The following is a 14,589-nucleotide window of genomic DNA, read 5'->3' on the forward strand; positions in this document are numbered from 1 at the left end:
GAACCCGCGCGAGGCCGGCGCCAGCCGGGGGTTGAGAGCGGGCGGCCACGCCAAGCACACTGAAAGCCAGCGGGGATGCACCTGTCACGCCAAGCACACTGAAAAGCCAGCGGGGATGCACAACCGACGAGCCAGCGGGGATGAACCCAGTGAACCGGTCAAGCGTGCGGGAGCTTGAACGGCGCCAGCGCGCCCGCGTCGACGACCAGGGTCGTCCCGGTGACGAAGCGGGCATCGTCGGACGCCAGGTACAGAACGGCGTTGCTGACGTCGAGCGGGTCGATCGCGGCGATCGGGAACGCGTTCTGCGCCCGCAGGGCCGCCATCGCCGCTTCCCGGGTCCCGTGTGGATCACCGCCGGTCAGCAGCGTGTAGAGGTACTGGTTGTTGATCATTTCGGTGTCGACCGTCGTGGGATGCACGGAGTTGACCCGGATGCGGTGGCTCGCCAGCTCCACCGCGAGGGACCGCATCAGTCCGACCACGCCGTGTTTGGCCGCGACGTAGTGGGCCGTGTGCGGAATCGCGGCGAGCCCGGCGGCCGAGCTCGTCATGATGATCGATCCGCCCGCGCCCTGGTCGATCAGGATCGGGATCGCGGCGCGCACGGTGTTCCACACACCGGTCAGATTGATGTCGATCATCGTCTGCCATTCGAGCTCGGTGAGCTCCCAGGCCTGGCCGAAACCCATCACCCCGGCGTTCGCGACGACGATGTCCAGACGGCCGAGCTCGGCGACGCCGTCCTGGACGGCGGCGCGTACCGAGTCGAACCGTCGGACGTCGGCCACGTGCGCGACCACCCGGCGGTCGAGCTCCTCGACGAGCCTGATGGTCTCGTGCAGATCGGCCTCGGTCGGCCCCGGATAGTGGATGGACTCGATGTCGGCGCAGACGTCCAGCGCGATGATGTCCGCGCCCTCGGCAGCCAGGCGAACCGCGTGGCTCCGTCCCTGCCCCCGGGCGGCGCCGCTGATCAGCGCCACCTTCCCGTCGACCCTGCCGCTCATCTGCTCTCCCGAGGTCCGACCTGCACGGCGACTCACTAGCTCCAGGTCCCGAAGGCCATCCCGCACCCGGTACCGGCCGCCGACCGGTAGCAGGGGATGTAGTCGATCTCGTCGAAGGACAGGTCGGCCAGCGCGGCGCCCAGCACGAACCAGTTCTTGACCTCCGAGTTGCCCGACTGGAGGTGCTTCTCGGGAATGTCCAGGACGGCGCTGAAGTCGCCCGTCTTCATCGAGTCGAGCACCTGCCGGTCGAGCTTCTCGTCGACGACGAAGTGGCTCAGCCCGCCGGATGCCACGATCCCGACGGTCTTGTCGCTGTCCCAGCTGTCGATCGCCGAGCGAATGGCACGGCCGAACTCGAGACACCGTTTCGTGCTCGGCTGGTTCGGCGCGTAGAAGCAGTTGACGAAGACCGGGACGAGCGGGCGTACGTCCTCACGCATGATGCGCCGGTGGATGTAGGTGTACGCGTGACTCATCGAGACGTCGTCGGATTCGAGCAGGACGGTCGATGGGTCGAAGCCCTGCTGTCCTAGTGAGGTGATCAGGTGCTCGCCGAGGCCGGCATCGGCGGGATAGCGGGTCGGCTTCTCGTCGTACCAGCCCCACAGGCCGTGCCGCAGGTTCGGTGGGACGTGGTCGATGTCCGGCGGGACGTTCATCATGTGGTCGCCCCGGTACACGGCGAACGACGGCATGTTGGTGTCGTGGAACAGCTCCTGCTGGTCGTCGCCGATGGCGATCACCACGTCCGGAGCCGCCGCCGTGAGCGCTTCCCCGGCCTTCCGGATGGCCGTCTGACAGGCCTCGTACGCCGTCGCGAAGTACTCGTCGGTGAGCCGCTCCCGGATCCCGGGATCGGCTCGTAACGCCAGCTCGTCGAACGTGTAGAGCTCGCCGTCCGTGCCGAGCAGCTTCTCGCCGAGGAACTTCGGGAGATCCCGGTCCTTCTCGATGAACGACGGCCACTGTTCGAGTGGCGTGCTCAGCATCGGACTGTGCGAGGCGCCCAGTCCGAACACAACCTTCGCCATGGTTTTCGCGCCTAACTGTCGCAACGGATATGGGTCGAGGGGACTCGACGGTCATAATGACCTGCGGTCAGTATATGGACCATGGAAGCTAGGTCAACCACAAAGTTTGTAGTTGACACAGACATGACTGATAGTCACTATTGGGCTGCCTTCGAGGACGGTGCGGTCCGATCAGGACCCGGAACAGCCTCGGACCACCACGGGCGGCACGCCGCCGATGAGGGAAGGACCACCCGCATGGCCCGTCGACTGTTCGGCATCCTGCCGACGCCCTTCCTCGCGTCGGGCCGGGTGGACCTCAACGCCGCGGTGGAGAACCTGCGGCGAGCCACTCGGCTCCACAAGATCAACTCGGTGCTGCTCGGCGGCGCCTACGGAGAGTTCACCGGCCTCACCGACACCGAGCGGGTCGAGCTGGTCGAGGCGGTCCACGAGGGGTGTCCGAATGCGGAGATCATGGGGTGCTCGGCAACGCTCTCGACCGCCGGGACGATCGAGCTGAGCCGCCGCATGAGCGCGGCAGGAGCGTCGCTGAGGATGGTGACGGCGCCGCTTGCGCAGGAGCTGACCGATCGGGACGTGATCCGGCACTTCGCCCGGCTCGGCACGGAGCTCGGCCGAGGGCTCGTCGCCTACAACAACGTCGTGTTCGGCCGTGACCTGTCGCGGGAGGTGCTGGCCTCGGTCCTCGACGACGAGGCGTACGTCGGGATCAAGCAGGGCACACCGTCGATCAGGTCGTTCCTCCTCACGTTGGAGCTGGCTCGCGGCGCGGCCGCCCAGCCCTTTGTCATCGCGGCGTCCGATCTGGTCGCGCCGATGACGCTGGCGGCGGGCGCGGACGGACTGAGCTCGACCAACGTGTGGGTGTTCCCCGATGCGGTGCTGGGCACGATCGAGGCGATCGAACGGGGTGACGTCCAGGCCGCCGCCCGCCTGCACCGGACGTGGTCGGACTACCGGGAGCTCGCCGGACGGCTCGGCCAGCCGGCGACCGTCAAGGCCGCGATGTGCCTGCGTGGGTACAGCGGAACTCGGGACGTGCGGGCTCCGCTGGCCGCGCTCGACGACCCCGAGCGTGCCGAGCTGGAGAAGGTCATCGCGCGCTGTGATCAGGCGTACGAGCGCGAAGCACGGAACCGATGAGCCCCTCGGTGCCGCCGATCGCGGTCGTCGGGGGCGACGAGCGCGAGTCGCGGCTGGTCAGCAGGTTGGTTGCGGCGGACGTTCCGGTGCGTACCTTCGGCGTCCCCGCCGAGGACGTGGGGTGCTCGTCCTCGGCCGAGGCGGTGGCGGACGCGCACTGGCTCGTCTGTCCGACCCCCGGACTGCATCCGGACGGCTCGCTCTACGCACCGTCGCACGACGGCCCGATCTTCCTGCACGAGCTGGTCGGTTTCGGCAGGCGGCTCGGCCAAGGTGGCATCGTGCTGGGCCGGGCGCCACGGGGCATCCAGGCGTTGGCCGCGGCGCGTCGCGTACCGCTGCACGAGATCGCCGACGACGAGGACATGCGGCGCCGGTTCGCCGTGGCGGCCGCTGAAGGTGTCCTCGGCATCGTCATAGCGGAGACGAAGCAGGTGTTCGGCGATCTTCGGATCACCGTGTTGGGGACCGGGCGCACCGCCTCGGCGATCGTCGAACTCCTGCATGCGTGCGGAGCTCTCGTGCGGGTGGCGGGCCGGCGGGAGAGCGGTCTGGCGGACGTACTGGCCCGGGGCGCGATGCCCGTCTCCTACGCCCGGCGCCACGAAGCGATCGTCGGCTCCGACGTCGTCATCAACACGGTGCCCAGCCCGGACGCCGTTCCGGACGAGCTGCTGCCGCGCTGCGCCGGGAAGCTGATCATCGACATCGCCTCACCGCCGGGCGGTCTCCAGCACGAGTACGCGACCTGGCGCGGGGCCGAGGTCCGATGGGCTCGCGGCCTGGTCGGGCGCCGGGCGCCGATCACCGCCGGTGACGCGCTGTTCGACAAGCTGCTCGGCCTCGTCGACGCCGCTCGGGAGCCGACCCGATGACCAGCGAACAGGTGATCCGGGGTGGCCGCGTGATCGACGGGACCGGCTCGCCGCCCTTCGACGCGGACGTCGTCATCGGCGGTGGCCGCATAGTCGACGTGGCCAGGGCCGGCGGACCGGTCGGAGCACGTCGAGTGATCGACGCCGAAGGCATGATCGTGTGCCCCGGGTTCGTCGACATCCACACGCACTGCGACTACACGCTGCCTCGGTCACCGCGCGCGAGCTCGTACCTCCGCCAGGGCGTCACGACGCTGGTTCTCGGCAACTGCGGCATGTCGCCGTTCCCGGTGCGGGGCGAGCCGTACGGGAGCTTCCTGGCGCGGGACCTGGACGTCAGCTGGGAGTCACCGCGCGAGTTCCTCGCGATGCTCGCCGCGCTCCCGCTGGGTCCGAACGTGGCGCAGCTCGTCGGACACGGCAGCATCCGCGCCGCGGTCATGGGCTTCGCGGAGCGCGCGCCGAGCGACGTCGAACTCACGCGGATGCAACGGTGTGTGACCGAGGCCCACGAGGCGGGTGTGTACGGACTGTCCTCCGGTCTGATCTACGCGCCGGGCTGTTACGCCGAGATCGAGGAGGTCGCCGCGCTCGCCTCGGTGAGCGCCCGGCACGGCGGTTTCTACGCCACACACCTGCGCGACGAGGGTGACGGGCTGCTGTCCTCGGTCGAGGAGGCGTTGGAGATCGCCCGGCGCTCCGGTGCCCCACTGCAGCTCAGCCACCACAAGGCGATCGGACGCGCGAACTGGGGACGGACAGCGCAGTCGCTCGGCCTGATCGACCGCGCCAGGGCCGAGGGGCTCGACGTGTTGTCGGACCAGTACCCGTACACCGCGACGTCGACCTCGCTCGAGGTGTACCTACCGACCTGGACCCTGCGCGGCGGATCCCGAGGCCTTCGGGAGCTGCTGGCCGACCCGGCGTCACACCGGACGATCGCCGACGAGATTCGCACCGGCCACGGACAGCGGGACTCCGGTCTGCGCCGGTTCGAGCCCGAGTCGATCCTGATCTGCGGAGTGGCCGGAACGGAGTCACCACTGTCGGGCAAGCGGCTGTCCGAGGTCCGGCCGGACCTCGACCCGGTCGAGGTGCTGCTGGAACTGCTCGGCTCCTACGGCGACCGGGTCGAGATCGTGGCGTTCAGCCTGTCCGAGGCAGACGTCCGGCGGGTCCTGCGCCACGAGGCCGTCTGCGTCGCCAGCGACGGCTGGGTGCTCGGGCCGGAGGCCGGTGGCACACCACATCCACGCAGCTACGGGACCTTTCCCCGGGTGCTCGGCCGGTACGTCCGGGACGATGGCGTGCTGTCGTTCGAGGAGGCCATCCGCAAGATGACCTCGATGCCGGCGTCCCGGCTGCCCGGCGCCGACGTGGGCCATCTCAGACCGGGGGCCCGCGCGGACGTCGTGGTGCTCGATCCCGAGCGCATCGCGGACACGGCCACGTTCTCCGCGCCGCACGGCTTCGCCGTGGGGATCAGGTCGGTTGTGGTCAACGGCGAGCTCGTGATCGCCGATTCCGAGGAAACCGGTGCCGCCCCGGGGCGGGTGCTGCGCTCGCGCGGCGCGGTACGAGATCAGTCAGCCGGTCGGTCGAGGTAGGAGAGTCGATGAGCGTACGAACCGCGGAGATAGTCGGCGCCGGTTTCGCCGGCCTGACAGCAGCAGCGGCACTCGCCCGGCGCGGATGGTCGGTGCGGGTGCACGAGAGCGCATCGGAACTGCGGGCCTTCGGTGCGGGAATCTTCCTGTGGGAGAACGGATTACGGGTGCTGGCGGAGATCGGCGCGCTCGACCGTGTCCTCGAAGGCAGCTACGAGGCGCCGAGCTGGGACGATCGCACCGCTGACGGCGAGCTGATGGCCGCCATCCCCATGCCGCTGCCCGGCGGCGGACGCATGGTCACGATGACGCGCCACCATCTGCACACCGCGCTCGTCGAGTGCGCGGAAGCGGCCGGAGCCACGATTCTGACCGGCCGGCACGCCGCCGGGGCCGATCCGGAGGGACGGCTGTGGTTCTCCGACGGCGCCGTCACCGCCGACGTGGTCATCGGCGCGGACGGCATCAAGTCGGCCGTCCGGGACAGTCTGGGTCTGCCGGCGCGGCTCGAACGATTCGACGTCGGTGTCTACCGCGTGCTGGTCGACCGAAAGCTCGCGCCGGACCATTCGATGTGGCGCCACTACGTCAACTTCTGGGACACCGTCAAGAAGCGGCGCATTCTGTACGTTCCGTGCGCCGGTGACTCGCTGTACCTGCTGCTCGGCGCGAAAGCCGACGATACCGAGGCGCTTCGGGTGCCGTTCGATCGATCGACCTGGCAGGCGAGCTACCCGTTGCTGGCGGACGCGATCGGTGGCATCGCCGACAACCCGCGATTCGACTACTACGAGCGGGTCACGCTCACCAGCTGGCGCGCCGGTCGGGTGTTCATCGTCGGTGACGCCGCGCACGCGATGCCCCCGACGCTGGGCCAGGGCGCCGGCACCGCCATGGGCAACGCCTTCCACCTCGCGGTCTGCCTCGACTCGTTCCGGGATGTCGAGACCGCGGGACGGGCATGGGAGCGGGATGCGCGACCGGACACCGATACGACCCAGCAGGTATCGGTGAACCGGCTCGAGGAGCTCTTTCCCGAACAAGGGGCCCGCCTGCCCGAGCACTGGAAGGACGACGAGGTCGGAATCTCGCGACGGGTCCCACGAACCGTGCATCAGTGATGGTCGCTCCACGGAGAGGAACGTGTCATGGAACTCGGAATCGCGGGCCGGGTCGCGGTCGTTCTCGGCGCCGGGGGAGGTCTGGGAAGCGCGACCTGCCGGGAGCTCGCCGCCGAGGGCGTCGAGATCGTCGCGTGGGACGTGTCGGAGAAGGCGCTCGACGAGCTCGCCCTCACGGTCCCTCGGGGCCTGCGCACGGTGGTCGCCGACCTGGGCTCGACGGCGAGTATCGATGCGGCGCTGGAGACCACGACGGCCGGCGGGCGGCCCCCGTCGATCCTGGTCAACCTGACCGGCGGGCCGCCGCCGGGCCCGGTGACCTCGGTCGAGCCTCGGACCTGGACGGCGCAGTTCGACGGGATGGTCGCCTCGATCATGCGGGTGACCTCGGCCCTGCTGCCGGCCATGCGAGCGCAGGGCTGGGGACGGATCGTCACCGGGACGTCGTCCGGGGTGATCACCCCGATCCCGAACCTGGGCATCTCGAACTCGTTGCGCTCCGCGCTGGTCGGGTGGTCGAAAACGCTGTCCGCCGAGGTCGCGGCGGACGGGGTGACGGTGAACACGGTGATCCCGGGACGGATCGCCACCGTGCGAATCGTGGAACTGGACCGTAGCCGTGCCGAGCGTTCCGGGCGGGCCGTCGAGGACGTGCGGGCCGAGAGCATCGCGACGATCCCGGTCGGACGCTACGGCCGTCCCGAGGAGTTCGCCAAGGTCGTGGCTTTCCTGGTCAGCGAGCCTGCCTCGTACGTCACCGGGACCGCGGTCCGGGTCGACGGCGGGCTCATCCCTTCAATATAAATGAACGCCGGTCATATTTAGCTACGAGAAGTCCGGTTACCGGTATTGACACTCGCAGTGCGAGAACACCAAAATGAATAGCAGTCATTTTCCAGATGTTTCCAGCGTAGGAGGCAATGGCATGGGTACTGATCAGAGTGCGCCGTCGTCGATCGACGAGCTCGTTCGGCGATACAACAAGGCGTGGAACGATCACGATCTCGAAGCGATTCTCGCCATGCAGACCCCGGATTCCAGTTTCGTCGTCCACGGCATGCACGAGCTGTTGAAGTGGGAAGGGATCGATGAGTGCCGCAACGCCTTCGAGTACCTGATGAAGGCCTGGCCGGACTACTCGATGACCAGCACGAGCCTGCACGTCGACGGCGACAGCTGGGTGTGCCACCAGAACCTCACCGGCACGCTGGCGCTGCCGTGGCAGATGGGCGGCAGGACGTACGAACCGACCGGGAAGACGATCACGATCGAGATCGTGGACCTCATCCGCTGTGAAGGAAATCTGGTCAAGCTGAAAGAGGGATGGATGGACGGGCTGTCCATTCACAAACAGCTGACCGAGAGCTGAGCAAATCGTGTGGCGGCTCCCGTGCGGTCAATTCGCATATCGCGCGGGAGCCCGCGCGGTGGACGTCTCTGTGTGTTGTGACGCGGCAAGGGGATATCTGTGACGACAGTTCATGAGGTTTCCGGGCAACCGTTGTCCATCGATGGTGCGATCGTGGACGACTGGGTGAAGGAGGTGAGTGTCTACAATCCTGGCCATTCCACCGAGATCGTCGGCTTTTTTCCCGAGCTCGGACCGGAGCACATCGATCGCGCCGTACGCGCGGCGGAACGCGCACAGGTGGCGTGGGCCGGCCTGGGCGCGGCCGAGCGTTTCACCCGCCTGTCGACGGCGGGCGAGGCGGCCGACGCGGTCCCCGGTGTGGCTGAGCTCCTCGCCAGGGAGACCGGGAAGACCCTCGCCGAGGCGCAGCTCGAACCGGGCTTCTTCGCAATGCTGCTCCAGAGCTTCGCGCACGGGCTCGACTGGCTCGACGGTGGTGACGTCCTCGAAGACGTCGGGCAGGGCGCGGCGTGGCGGTTCAGGGAACCGTTCGGCGTGGTCGGGGCGATCGCGCCGTCGAACTATCCACTGCTGCTGTCGACCCTCAAGGTCGTACCGGCGCTGCTCACCGGCAACTCCGTCGTCCTGCTCGCCCCGCCGACGGCGCCGTTCGGCACGGTGCGGTTCCTGCAGGCCGCCGCGGACGCGCTCCCGCCCGGTGTGCTGACCGTCCTGACCGGTTCCGGTCCGGTACTGGGGCAGCGCCTGGCCGAGCACGAGCGGGTCCGGAAGATCTCGTTCACCGGTAGCGTCCCGACAGGGCAGGCCGTGGCCAGAGCGGCGGCCGCGAACCTGAAGTCCGTGGGACTGGAGCTGGGTGGCAACGACCCTGGCATCGTCCTGGACGACTGCGTCCTCGACGACCGGTTCTTCCGTTCGATCGCCGGCGCGGCCTTCGCGGCGGCGGGCCAGGTGTGTTTCGCGCTCAAACGGCTCTACGTCCCGCGACGGCTGATGCCGACGATCGTGGACGGCCTGACGGCGGTACTCGACGGTTACGTCGTCGGCGACCAGCTCGACCCGGCCGTGACGATGGGACCGGTGCACACCGAGGCATCGCGTGCGCGGGTGAGGCGCCTGGTCGACGAAGCACGTGCGGGCGGTGGTGTCGTGCACACCCGGGGAAGTCTGGCGATCGACGAGGACGAAGGGTGGTACCTGCGGCCGGTCGTCGTCGCCGACGCACCGAGCTCCTCGCGCCTGGTGCAGGAGGAGCAGTTCGGCCCGGCACTGCCGATCGTCGGCTACGACTCGATCGAGCACGCGACCGCGATGGCCAACGAGACGATCTACGGGCTGGGTAGCTCGATCTGGACCGAGGACGAGTCCAGGGGCGTCGAGCTGTCCCGTCGCCTGGTAGCCGGCGGGACCTTCATCAACGGCCACGGCTTCTTCGCCATGGACTTCAGGATCTGTCTCACCGGAGCGAAGCTCAGCGGTGTCGGCCAGGACGGAGCGGGTGCACATGCCCTCTCCGCCTATACCGAGCCCCACGCGGTGAGTGTCACACCGAGCTGACCCCATCGGCATCAGCTCGGACAACGACGAGGAATCGGGACATCGGAGAGTGTGGCGTGACTGAAGGTCGACGTAATCGGATCCTGATCAAGGGGGGATACGTCCTGACGATGAACCCCGCCGACTGGGAGCTGGAGGTGGGCAGCGTCCTGGTGGAGGGCGACATCATCATCGATGTCGCCCCGCACATCGAGGCGCCGGACGCGGAGGTGATCGATGCGACGGGCATGGTGATCATGCCTGGTTTCGTCGACACCCACCGGCACACGTGGCAGTCACTGCTGCGCGGGCTCTACTCGGACACGAGCATCATCGAGTTCCTCGGCAGCCTTCGTAACCGGGTCACGGCCAACTACACCGCCGAGGACGCCTACGTGGCGAACCTGGTGGGAGCGCTGGAAGCCGTCGACGCAGGCGTGACGACCTTCATCGACTACTCGCACTGCATCCACACACCCGAACACGCGGACGCACTGGTCCGAGGTCTTCAGGAGGTCGGGATCCGTGCCGTGTACGCCTACGGCTACAGCGGCTCGAGCCTGGTGACCGATCCGAAGCTGAAGGGGTTCCGGACGTTCGAGGAGAAGGTCGCGGATTCCCGCCGTATCGCCGAGACCTACCTTTCGGCCGAGAACGGGTTGCTGACCAGGGGCATCGCCATCACGGAGACGGCGATCGCCCCGTTCAACCGGACGATCAGCGAGATCCGGGCGGCGAACGAGCTGGACGCGACGATCATCACGCACACCGGCGCGATGTGGGGCTCGGCCTGCACGAACGGCGTCCGCGAGCTGCGCCACCACGGCCTGCTGCACGAGAAACAGGTGCACGTGCACTGCTGTTCCCTGGAGGACGACGACTTCCGCATGCTGGCGGACGCCGGCGCGAAGGTGTCGATCGCACCGGAGACCGAGATGGGCATGGGAATGGGCAGGCCACCGATCCGCAAGTGCATCGAGCACGGGATCAAACCCACGCTCAGTGTCGACGTGGCGTCGTTCAACTCCGGTGACCTGATCGGCCAGTGCCGGACGGGACTGCTCTTTCAGCGGGCGATGGACAACGACGAGTTCCTCCTCCGGGGCGACATGCCACTGAGAATGGACCTGAAGGTCAGGGACGCGCTGCGCTGGGCGACGATCAACGGGGCGGAAGCGTGCAGCCTGGGCAGCAGGATCGGTTCGCTGGTGCCGGGCAAGAAGGCGGACATCATCCTCGTCGGTGGACTCTCGATGAACATGATCCCTCGCCCCGACATGGTCGGGAGCGTCGTGCTCCAGGCGAACTCGACGAACGTGCGCACGGTGCTGGTCGACGGCAGGGTGCTCAAGCGGGACGGTGTCCTGGTCGACGTCGATCTGAGCCGCATCCGAGAGTTGGCGACCCGAGCCCAGACGGCGTTGTTCGAGCGGGTCACCGAGGGCGGGCCGATGCTGCCGCCCATCGGTCACGACTGGCTGACCCGGATGAACAAGGTGTGGGCCGACAACCTGGCAGAGTCCGGGTTGCCCAACCGATGGCAGATGGTCTGAGCCCGTGCCGGCACTGTGATGACCAGCGGTCGTAATGATCTGACGGTACCGACCTGTCGCCCCGCCGGGTGACCGGGAAGCGGCTAGACTGCGGGACGTGCGTCGAGCAGCGGGGGTAGCTGTCATGACAGTGACTGTCGGTCATAGCCGTGCTGGTTTTCGGTGTGCTTGTTCGGGCCGGCCGGCCGCGGTTCGGCGATGAGTCCGGCTCCGGTGTCGCGGGTCAAACGGCCGGAGTCGCGTAGGCAGGAGTTGCTCGACGCGGCGCTGAAGGTCTTCCTCCGGAAGGGGCCGGCCACCGTGTCGGTGGAAGACGTGACCTCCGCCGCCGGTGCGGCGAAGGGCACCTTCTACCGCTACTTCAGCTCCCGCGACGAGCTGACCGAGGCTCTGCGCGATCGGTTCACCAGGGCGTTCATCGCTGTCGCCGCGGAGCGGACGGGCGAGGCGTCGGCGGCGGGATGGTGGAGTCAGCTCGAGGCGTTCGTCGAGTGCTTCATCGAGTACGGCGTCGAGCACCGCAGGGAACACGAGGTGCTGTTCCACACGGTGGCACCGCCGGTCGCATCGGGCACCGACGGCAGGCTCGTCGAGTGGCTGGGCAACTTCATCAGATCCGGGATCGGCGCCGGTGCGTTCGTGGTCGAGGAGCCGGACGTGACCGCGATGCTGCTGATCAGCGCCAGTCACGCGGTGGTCGACGCCGCGAACAGCGGCAGGTACGAGCGGGAGAAGCTCACCCGCGCTCTCCTGCGGATCTGGCGTAAGACGCTGCAGCCAGGTGAATAGCCGGGGCGCACGAGCCTCGACACGATCAGACCGCCCGAAGCCGGGCACGACACAGCTCGGCGCTCCGCCGACCGGAGGTTGACGTATGTCCACGATCCCACCCGCCGACTCGACGTTCGGTGCGAAGCTGCGTGTCCGGTTCGACCACGAGATGGTCGTGTGGCTCACCACCGTGGACGGGAAGGGTGTGCCGCAACCGAACCCGGTCTGGTTCATCGCCGAGGAATCCGGCCTGCTCGTCTACAACCAGACCAGCGCGGCACGGTTGCGGAACATCGCCGATCGGCCGGCAGTGGCGATGAACTTCAACAACGGCGACGGGAACGGTGACATCGTCGTGCTGACCGGCATCGCCGAGGTCGTCGACGACGTGCCGGCCGCTGACGCGCACGAGACGTTCATGCGGAAGTACCGGCACCAGCTCACCAAGGTCGGCTTCGACCCGGCCGGCTATGCACAGACGTTCCCCGTGCCGCTCAGGGTTCACATCACCGGAGTCCGGGGCACCTGAGTCGCCGCCCCGGCGGGCTCAGCCGCCTTCCGGACCTGGGTCCGGGTCAGAACTCGACGGCCGGGAGCGCAACGGGTTGCGCAGCAGCACCCGGGTACCCCGCTCGTCGACGTGCACTCGCACGGATTCGACCAGGCCCTTCATCAGGGCGATGCCGTGCCCGGTCGACCCCTCGGCCGGAGCCCGCCAGGTGCCGTAGTCGACGACCTCGATGCACACCGCGGAGGGCTCCGTCCACAGCACCAGCTCCACGCTGCCCAGAACCCCCGGGTCGTAGGCATGGTCCATGACGTTCGTCATCGCCGCGTCGACCGCGATGATGACGCTGGCCTCGTCGTCATCGCTCAACGCCAGGCTGCTCAGCCATCTGTGGACCTCGGCGCGCACCGTGACGGCCAGGTGTGGATCGGCCGGCCAGCTGTAGCGCAGATATCCCTCCGAGGCGGGCGGCTCAACGATCATTGCTTAGGCGTCCTCGCGCGGTCCGTCCGATGCACCTGACATACCGACATTATCGGTCGCGAGGCCCGGCCGACACCGCTCACGGTGTCATCGCGTCGGTTACCGGGCGCCACGGCTCGCACAGATCGAGTACACGCCGCACAGAGGCTGGGGCCTCTGTGCGGCGTGCACTCGGTCTGTGCGAGCTATTCGGGGTTGTCGGGCTCGGGGGTGTGGACTCCCATCGCCTCGTCCCGGAAGGCCGCCAGCTCCTCGGCGGCGGCTTCGACGGCCGCTCGTGCGTCCGCTCCGAGTGGCGCATCGAAGTAGTCCCGCGCGGCGATGCGGGACATCCAGCGGCGGAACCGTTCCAGATCGACCTCGGACTCCTCCACCTCCGCGTAGATCACCCGCCCCCGCTTGCGCTCGTACTCCAGCTCGGAGGAGAACATCGGAAGTCTGTCCAGCACCTCGGCGTACTCGGCGTCGATCGCGTCCTTCATCTCGGCGATGATCCGGTTCTCGGCCGCGCGGTCGAGTAACGAGACCCGCCGCATCTGCCCGACGCGACCCACGCGGCGTGTCTCGTCCAGCATCCGTCGCACAGCCTCGATGACCTCGGGCCGTGCCGGCACCATGAACGTGGATTGGTCCACCAGGTAGGCGCCGAGCGAGCCCCAGCTCCGCCAGGTGAACTCCTGCCACTTCGGCTCGGAGCCCGCGACGGGCATGCTCGCCCACACCCAGGCGCCGTCCGGGTCGTCTTTCATGTCCACGTCCCAGGAACCTACCCGCCCGTCACCGGGCAGGCCCGATGGAAGCGACGGGCGGCGGTTCCTGGTCCAGGACGAGGGCGGTGAGCTCGTCCACGAACTGGGGGACCAGCCGGGCGGAGCGGGCGGTGGGGTTGGAGTGGTAGAGCGCCATTCGGCCGTGCGCGGCCATGAAGACCACCACCGCGGCCCGGTCGGCGGGCAGTCGCAACCGCCGGCCGGCGTCCTCGGCGAGCTGGAGCGAATGCTGGAACAGAGCGAGGATGTCGATCACCGGGCTGGGTGCCGACGGCGGCGCCTGGGACGGCCTGCGGAACAGGATTCGGTAGTGCCCGGGATGGTTGATGGCGAAGTCGCAGTAGGCGTGCAGCTGGTCGTGCACCCGCCGCACCGGGTCGACGTCCCGCGTGGCGTCGCTGCTGTCGCCCGCGCGCTCGATCCGCTCGCGCAGCCGCTGGATCTCGTGCTCGAGCAGCCCGTCCAGGAGCGCGGCGCGATCGGCGAAATGTGCGTAGATGCTGGCCGGAGCGATACCGGTGGCTCGGGCCACCCCTCGAATGGTCAGCCCGTCCTCGTTGTCCAGCTCTGACAGCAGCCGGCTCGCCGCATCCAGGATCTCCGCGTGAAGCCGGTCGCCCTCGCCCCACCGGTTGCGGGTGCGAGCTGCCGAGCCGCTCGACTGGTTGCTCACGCCGTCATTCTCCCTGAGCCGGACCTCGGGGCGGGGAGAACCTCTCACCTGGGTCTTTCACGGCTTACCGAACAATTGTAAGCTATCTCAGCGAACAGTCGTTCGTCGATCTTGTCGCTGAGGCGGGTGA

General features: G+C 68.2%; 15 protein-coding genes. 10 read left to right on the forward strand and 5 right to left on the reverse strand.

The genetic code is table 11. From position 1 onward, the window contains the following. Nucleotides 1-158: 158 nt before the first annotated feature. Nucleotides 159-1,010 (reverse strand): mycofactocin-coupled SDR family oxidoreductase, encoded by an 852-nt coding sequence (locus G406_RS0124270; RefSeq protein ID WP_028935763.1) that lies wholly within the window; start codon nucleotides 1,008-1,010, stop codon nucleotides 159-161. Between the two features lie 35 nt (nucleotides 1,011-1,045). After that, a complete protein-coding gene (locus G406_RS0124275) occupies nucleotides 1,046-2,044 on the reverse strand; it encodes a DODA-type extradiol aromatic ring-opening family dioxygenase (protein ID WP_028935764.1) in 999 nt (332 codons plus the stop codon). Nucleotides 2,045-2,281: 237 nt separating this feature from the next. On the opposite strand from G406_RS0124275, the gene G406_RS0124280 reads away from it, so the two are divergent. From G406_RS0124280 to G406_RS0124325, 10 genes are all read left to right on the forward strand, one after another. Further along, nucleotides 2,282-3,190 carry a dihydrodipicolinate synthase family protein gene (locus G406_RS0124280; RefSeq protein WP_028935765.1) on the forward strand — a complete coding sequence of 303 codons (909 nt, stop codon included), beginning with the start codon at nucleotides 2,282-2,284 and terminating at the stop codon, nucleotides 3,188-3,190. After that, complete coding sequence (locus G406_RS0124285) at nucleotides 3,187-4,065, forward strand: dipicolinate synthase subunit DpsA (RefSeq protein ID WP_028935766.1); 879 nt, start codon at nucleotides 3,187-3,189, stop codon at nucleotides 4,063-4,065. The genes G406_RS0124280 and G406_RS0124285 overlap by 4 nt, the downstream gene beginning before the upstream one ends. Beyond that, nucleotides 4,062-5,672 carry an N-acyl-D-amino-acid deacylase family protein gene (locus G406_RS49520; RefSeq protein WP_051342601.1) on the forward strand — a complete coding sequence of 537 codons (1,611 nt, stop codon included), beginning with the start codon at nucleotides 4,062-4,064 and terminating at the stop codon, nucleotides 5,670-5,672. Before G406_RS0124285 ends, G406_RS49520 begins: the two co-directional genes overlap by 4 nt. Before the next feature lie 8 nt (nucleotides 5,673-5,680). Beyond that, complete coding sequence (locus G406_RS49525; protein ID WP_051342603.1) at nucleotides 5,681-6,793, forward strand: FAD-dependent oxidoreductase; 1,113 nt, start codon at nucleotides 5,681-5,683, stop codon at nucleotides 6,791-6,793. Nucleotides 6,794-6,820: 27 nt separating this feature from the next. After that, nucleotides 6,821-7,597 (forward strand): SDR family oxidoreductase, encoded by a 777-nt coding sequence (locus G406_RS0124300; protein ID WP_028935767.1) that lies wholly within the window; start codon nucleotides 6,821-6,823, stop codon nucleotides 7,595-7,597. 121 nt (nucleotides 7,598-7,718) lie between these two features. Continuing rightward, nucleotides 7,719-8,162 (forward strand): ester cyclase, encoded by a 444-nt coding sequence (locus tag G406_RS0124305; RefSeq protein WP_028935768.1) that lies wholly within the window; start codon nucleotides 7,719-7,721, stop codon nucleotides 8,160-8,162. Between the two features lie 153 nt (nucleotides 8,163-8,315). Next, nucleotides 8,316-9,722, forward strand: a complete 1,407-nt coding sequence (locus G406_RS0124310; protein WP_169736777.1) for an aldehyde dehydrogenase family protein — start codon at nucleotides 8,316-8,318, stop codon at nucleotides 9,720-9,722. Nucleotides 9,723-9,778: 56 nt separating this feature from the next. After that, nucleotides 9,779-11,254 carry an amidohydrolase family protein gene (locus G406_RS49530; protein WP_156935133.1) on the forward strand — a complete coding sequence of 492 codons (1,476 nt, stop codon included), beginning with the start codon at nucleotides 9,779-9,781 and terminating at the stop codon, nucleotides 11,252-11,254. Nucleotides 11,255-11,452: 198 nt separating this feature from the next. Next, entirely contained in the window at nucleotides 11,453-12,043 is a 591-nt protein-coding gene (locus tag G406_RS54505) for a TetR/AcrR family transcriptional regulator (protein WP_156935134.1), read from the forward strand. An 85-nt stretch (nucleotides 12,044-12,128) separates the two neighbouring features. Beyond that, a complete protein-coding gene (locus G406_RS0124325; RefSeq protein WP_028935771.1) occupies nucleotides 12,129-12,554 on the forward strand; it encodes a pyridoxamine 5'-phosphate oxidase family protein in 426 nt (141 codons plus the stop codon). Between the two features lie 18 nt (nucleotides 12,555-12,572). On the opposite strand, the gene G406_RS0124330 is transcribed toward G406_RS0124325, so the two are convergent. The 3 genes from G406_RS0124330 to G406_RS49540 form a co-directional block, all read right to left on the reverse strand. Then, nucleotides 12,573-13,016 (reverse strand): ATP-binding protein, encoded by a 444-nt coding sequence (locus tag G406_RS0124330; protein WP_028935772.1) that lies wholly within the window; start codon nucleotides 13,014-13,016, stop codon nucleotides 12,573-12,575. Between the two features lie 185 nt (nucleotides 13,017-13,201). Continuing rightward, nucleotides 13,202-13,765 (reverse strand): Chromate resistance protein ChrB, encoded by a 564-nt coding sequence (locus tag G406_RS0124335; RefSeq protein ID WP_028935773.1) that lies wholly within the window; start codon nucleotides 13,763-13,765, stop codon nucleotides 13,202-13,204. 28 nt (nucleotides 13,766-13,793) lie between these two features. Further along, complete coding sequence (locus tag G406_RS49540) at nucleotides 13,794-14,459, reverse strand: TetR/AcrR family transcriptional regulator (RefSeq protein WP_084216359.1); 666 nt, start codon at nucleotides 14,457-14,459, stop codon at nucleotides 13,794-13,796. Nucleotides 14,460-14,589 lie beyond the last annotated feature (130 nt).

The sequence above is a fragment of the Actinospineispora spinosispora DSM 44797 genome (genome assembly GCF_000429025.1).
Lineage (GTDB): Bacteria > Actinomycetota > Actinomycetes > Mycobacteriales > Pseudonocardiaceae > Pseudonocardia > Pseudonocardia spinosispora.

Excerpts from the sequence above, each read along its gene's own strand:
- G406_RS0124280 (WP_028935765.1), top strand. The coding sequence starts at position 2,282 with ATGGCCCGTCGACTGTTCGGCATCCTGCCGACGCCCTTCCTCGCGTCG.
- G406_RS0124270 (WP_028935763.1), bottom strand. The coding sequence starts at position 1,010 with ATGAGCGGCAGGGTCGACGGGAAGGTGGCGCTGATCAGCGGCGCCGCC.
- G406_RS0124275 (WP_028935764.1), bottom strand. The coding sequence starts at position 2,044 with ATGGCGAAGGTTGTGTTCGGACTGGGCGCCTCGCACAGTCCGATGCTG.
- G406_RS0124325 (WP_028935771.1), top strand. The coding sequence starts at position 12,129 with ATGTCCACGATCCCACCCGCCGACTCGACGTTCGGTGCGAAGCTGCGT.
- G406_RS49525 (WP_051342603.1), top strand. The coding sequence starts at position 5,681 with ATGAGCGTACGAACCGCGGAGATAGTCGGCGCCGGTTTCGCCGGCCTG.
- G406_RS0124335 (WP_028935773.1), bottom strand. The coding sequence starts at position 13,765 with ATGAAAGACGACCCGGACGGCGCCTGGGTGTGGGCGAGCATGCCCGTC.
- G406_RS0124330 (WP_028935772.1), bottom strand. The coding sequence starts at position 13,016 with ATGATCGTTGAGCCGCCCGCCTCGGAGGGATATCTGCGCTACAGCTGG.
- G406_RS49520 (WP_051342601.1), top strand. The coding sequence starts at position 4,062 with ATGACCAGCGAACAGGTGATCCGGGGTGGCCGCGTGATCGACGGGACC.
- G406_RS0124285 (WP_028935766.1), top strand. The coding sequence starts at position 3,187 with ATGAGCCCCTCGGTGCCGCCGATCGCGGTCGTCGGGGGCGACGAGCGC.
- G406_RS0124305 (WP_028935768.1), top strand. The coding sequence starts at position 7,719 with ATGGGTACTGATCAGAGTGCGCCGTCGTCGATCGACGAGCTCGTTCGG.
- G406_RS54505 (WP_156935134.1), top strand. The coding sequence starts at position 11,453 with ATGAGTCCGGCTCCGGTGTCGCGGGTCAAACGGCCGGAGTCGCGTAGG.
- G406_RS0124300 (WP_028935767.1), top strand. The coding sequence starts at position 6,821 with ATGGAACTCGGAATCGCGGGCCGGGTCGCGGTCGTTCTCGGCGCCGGG.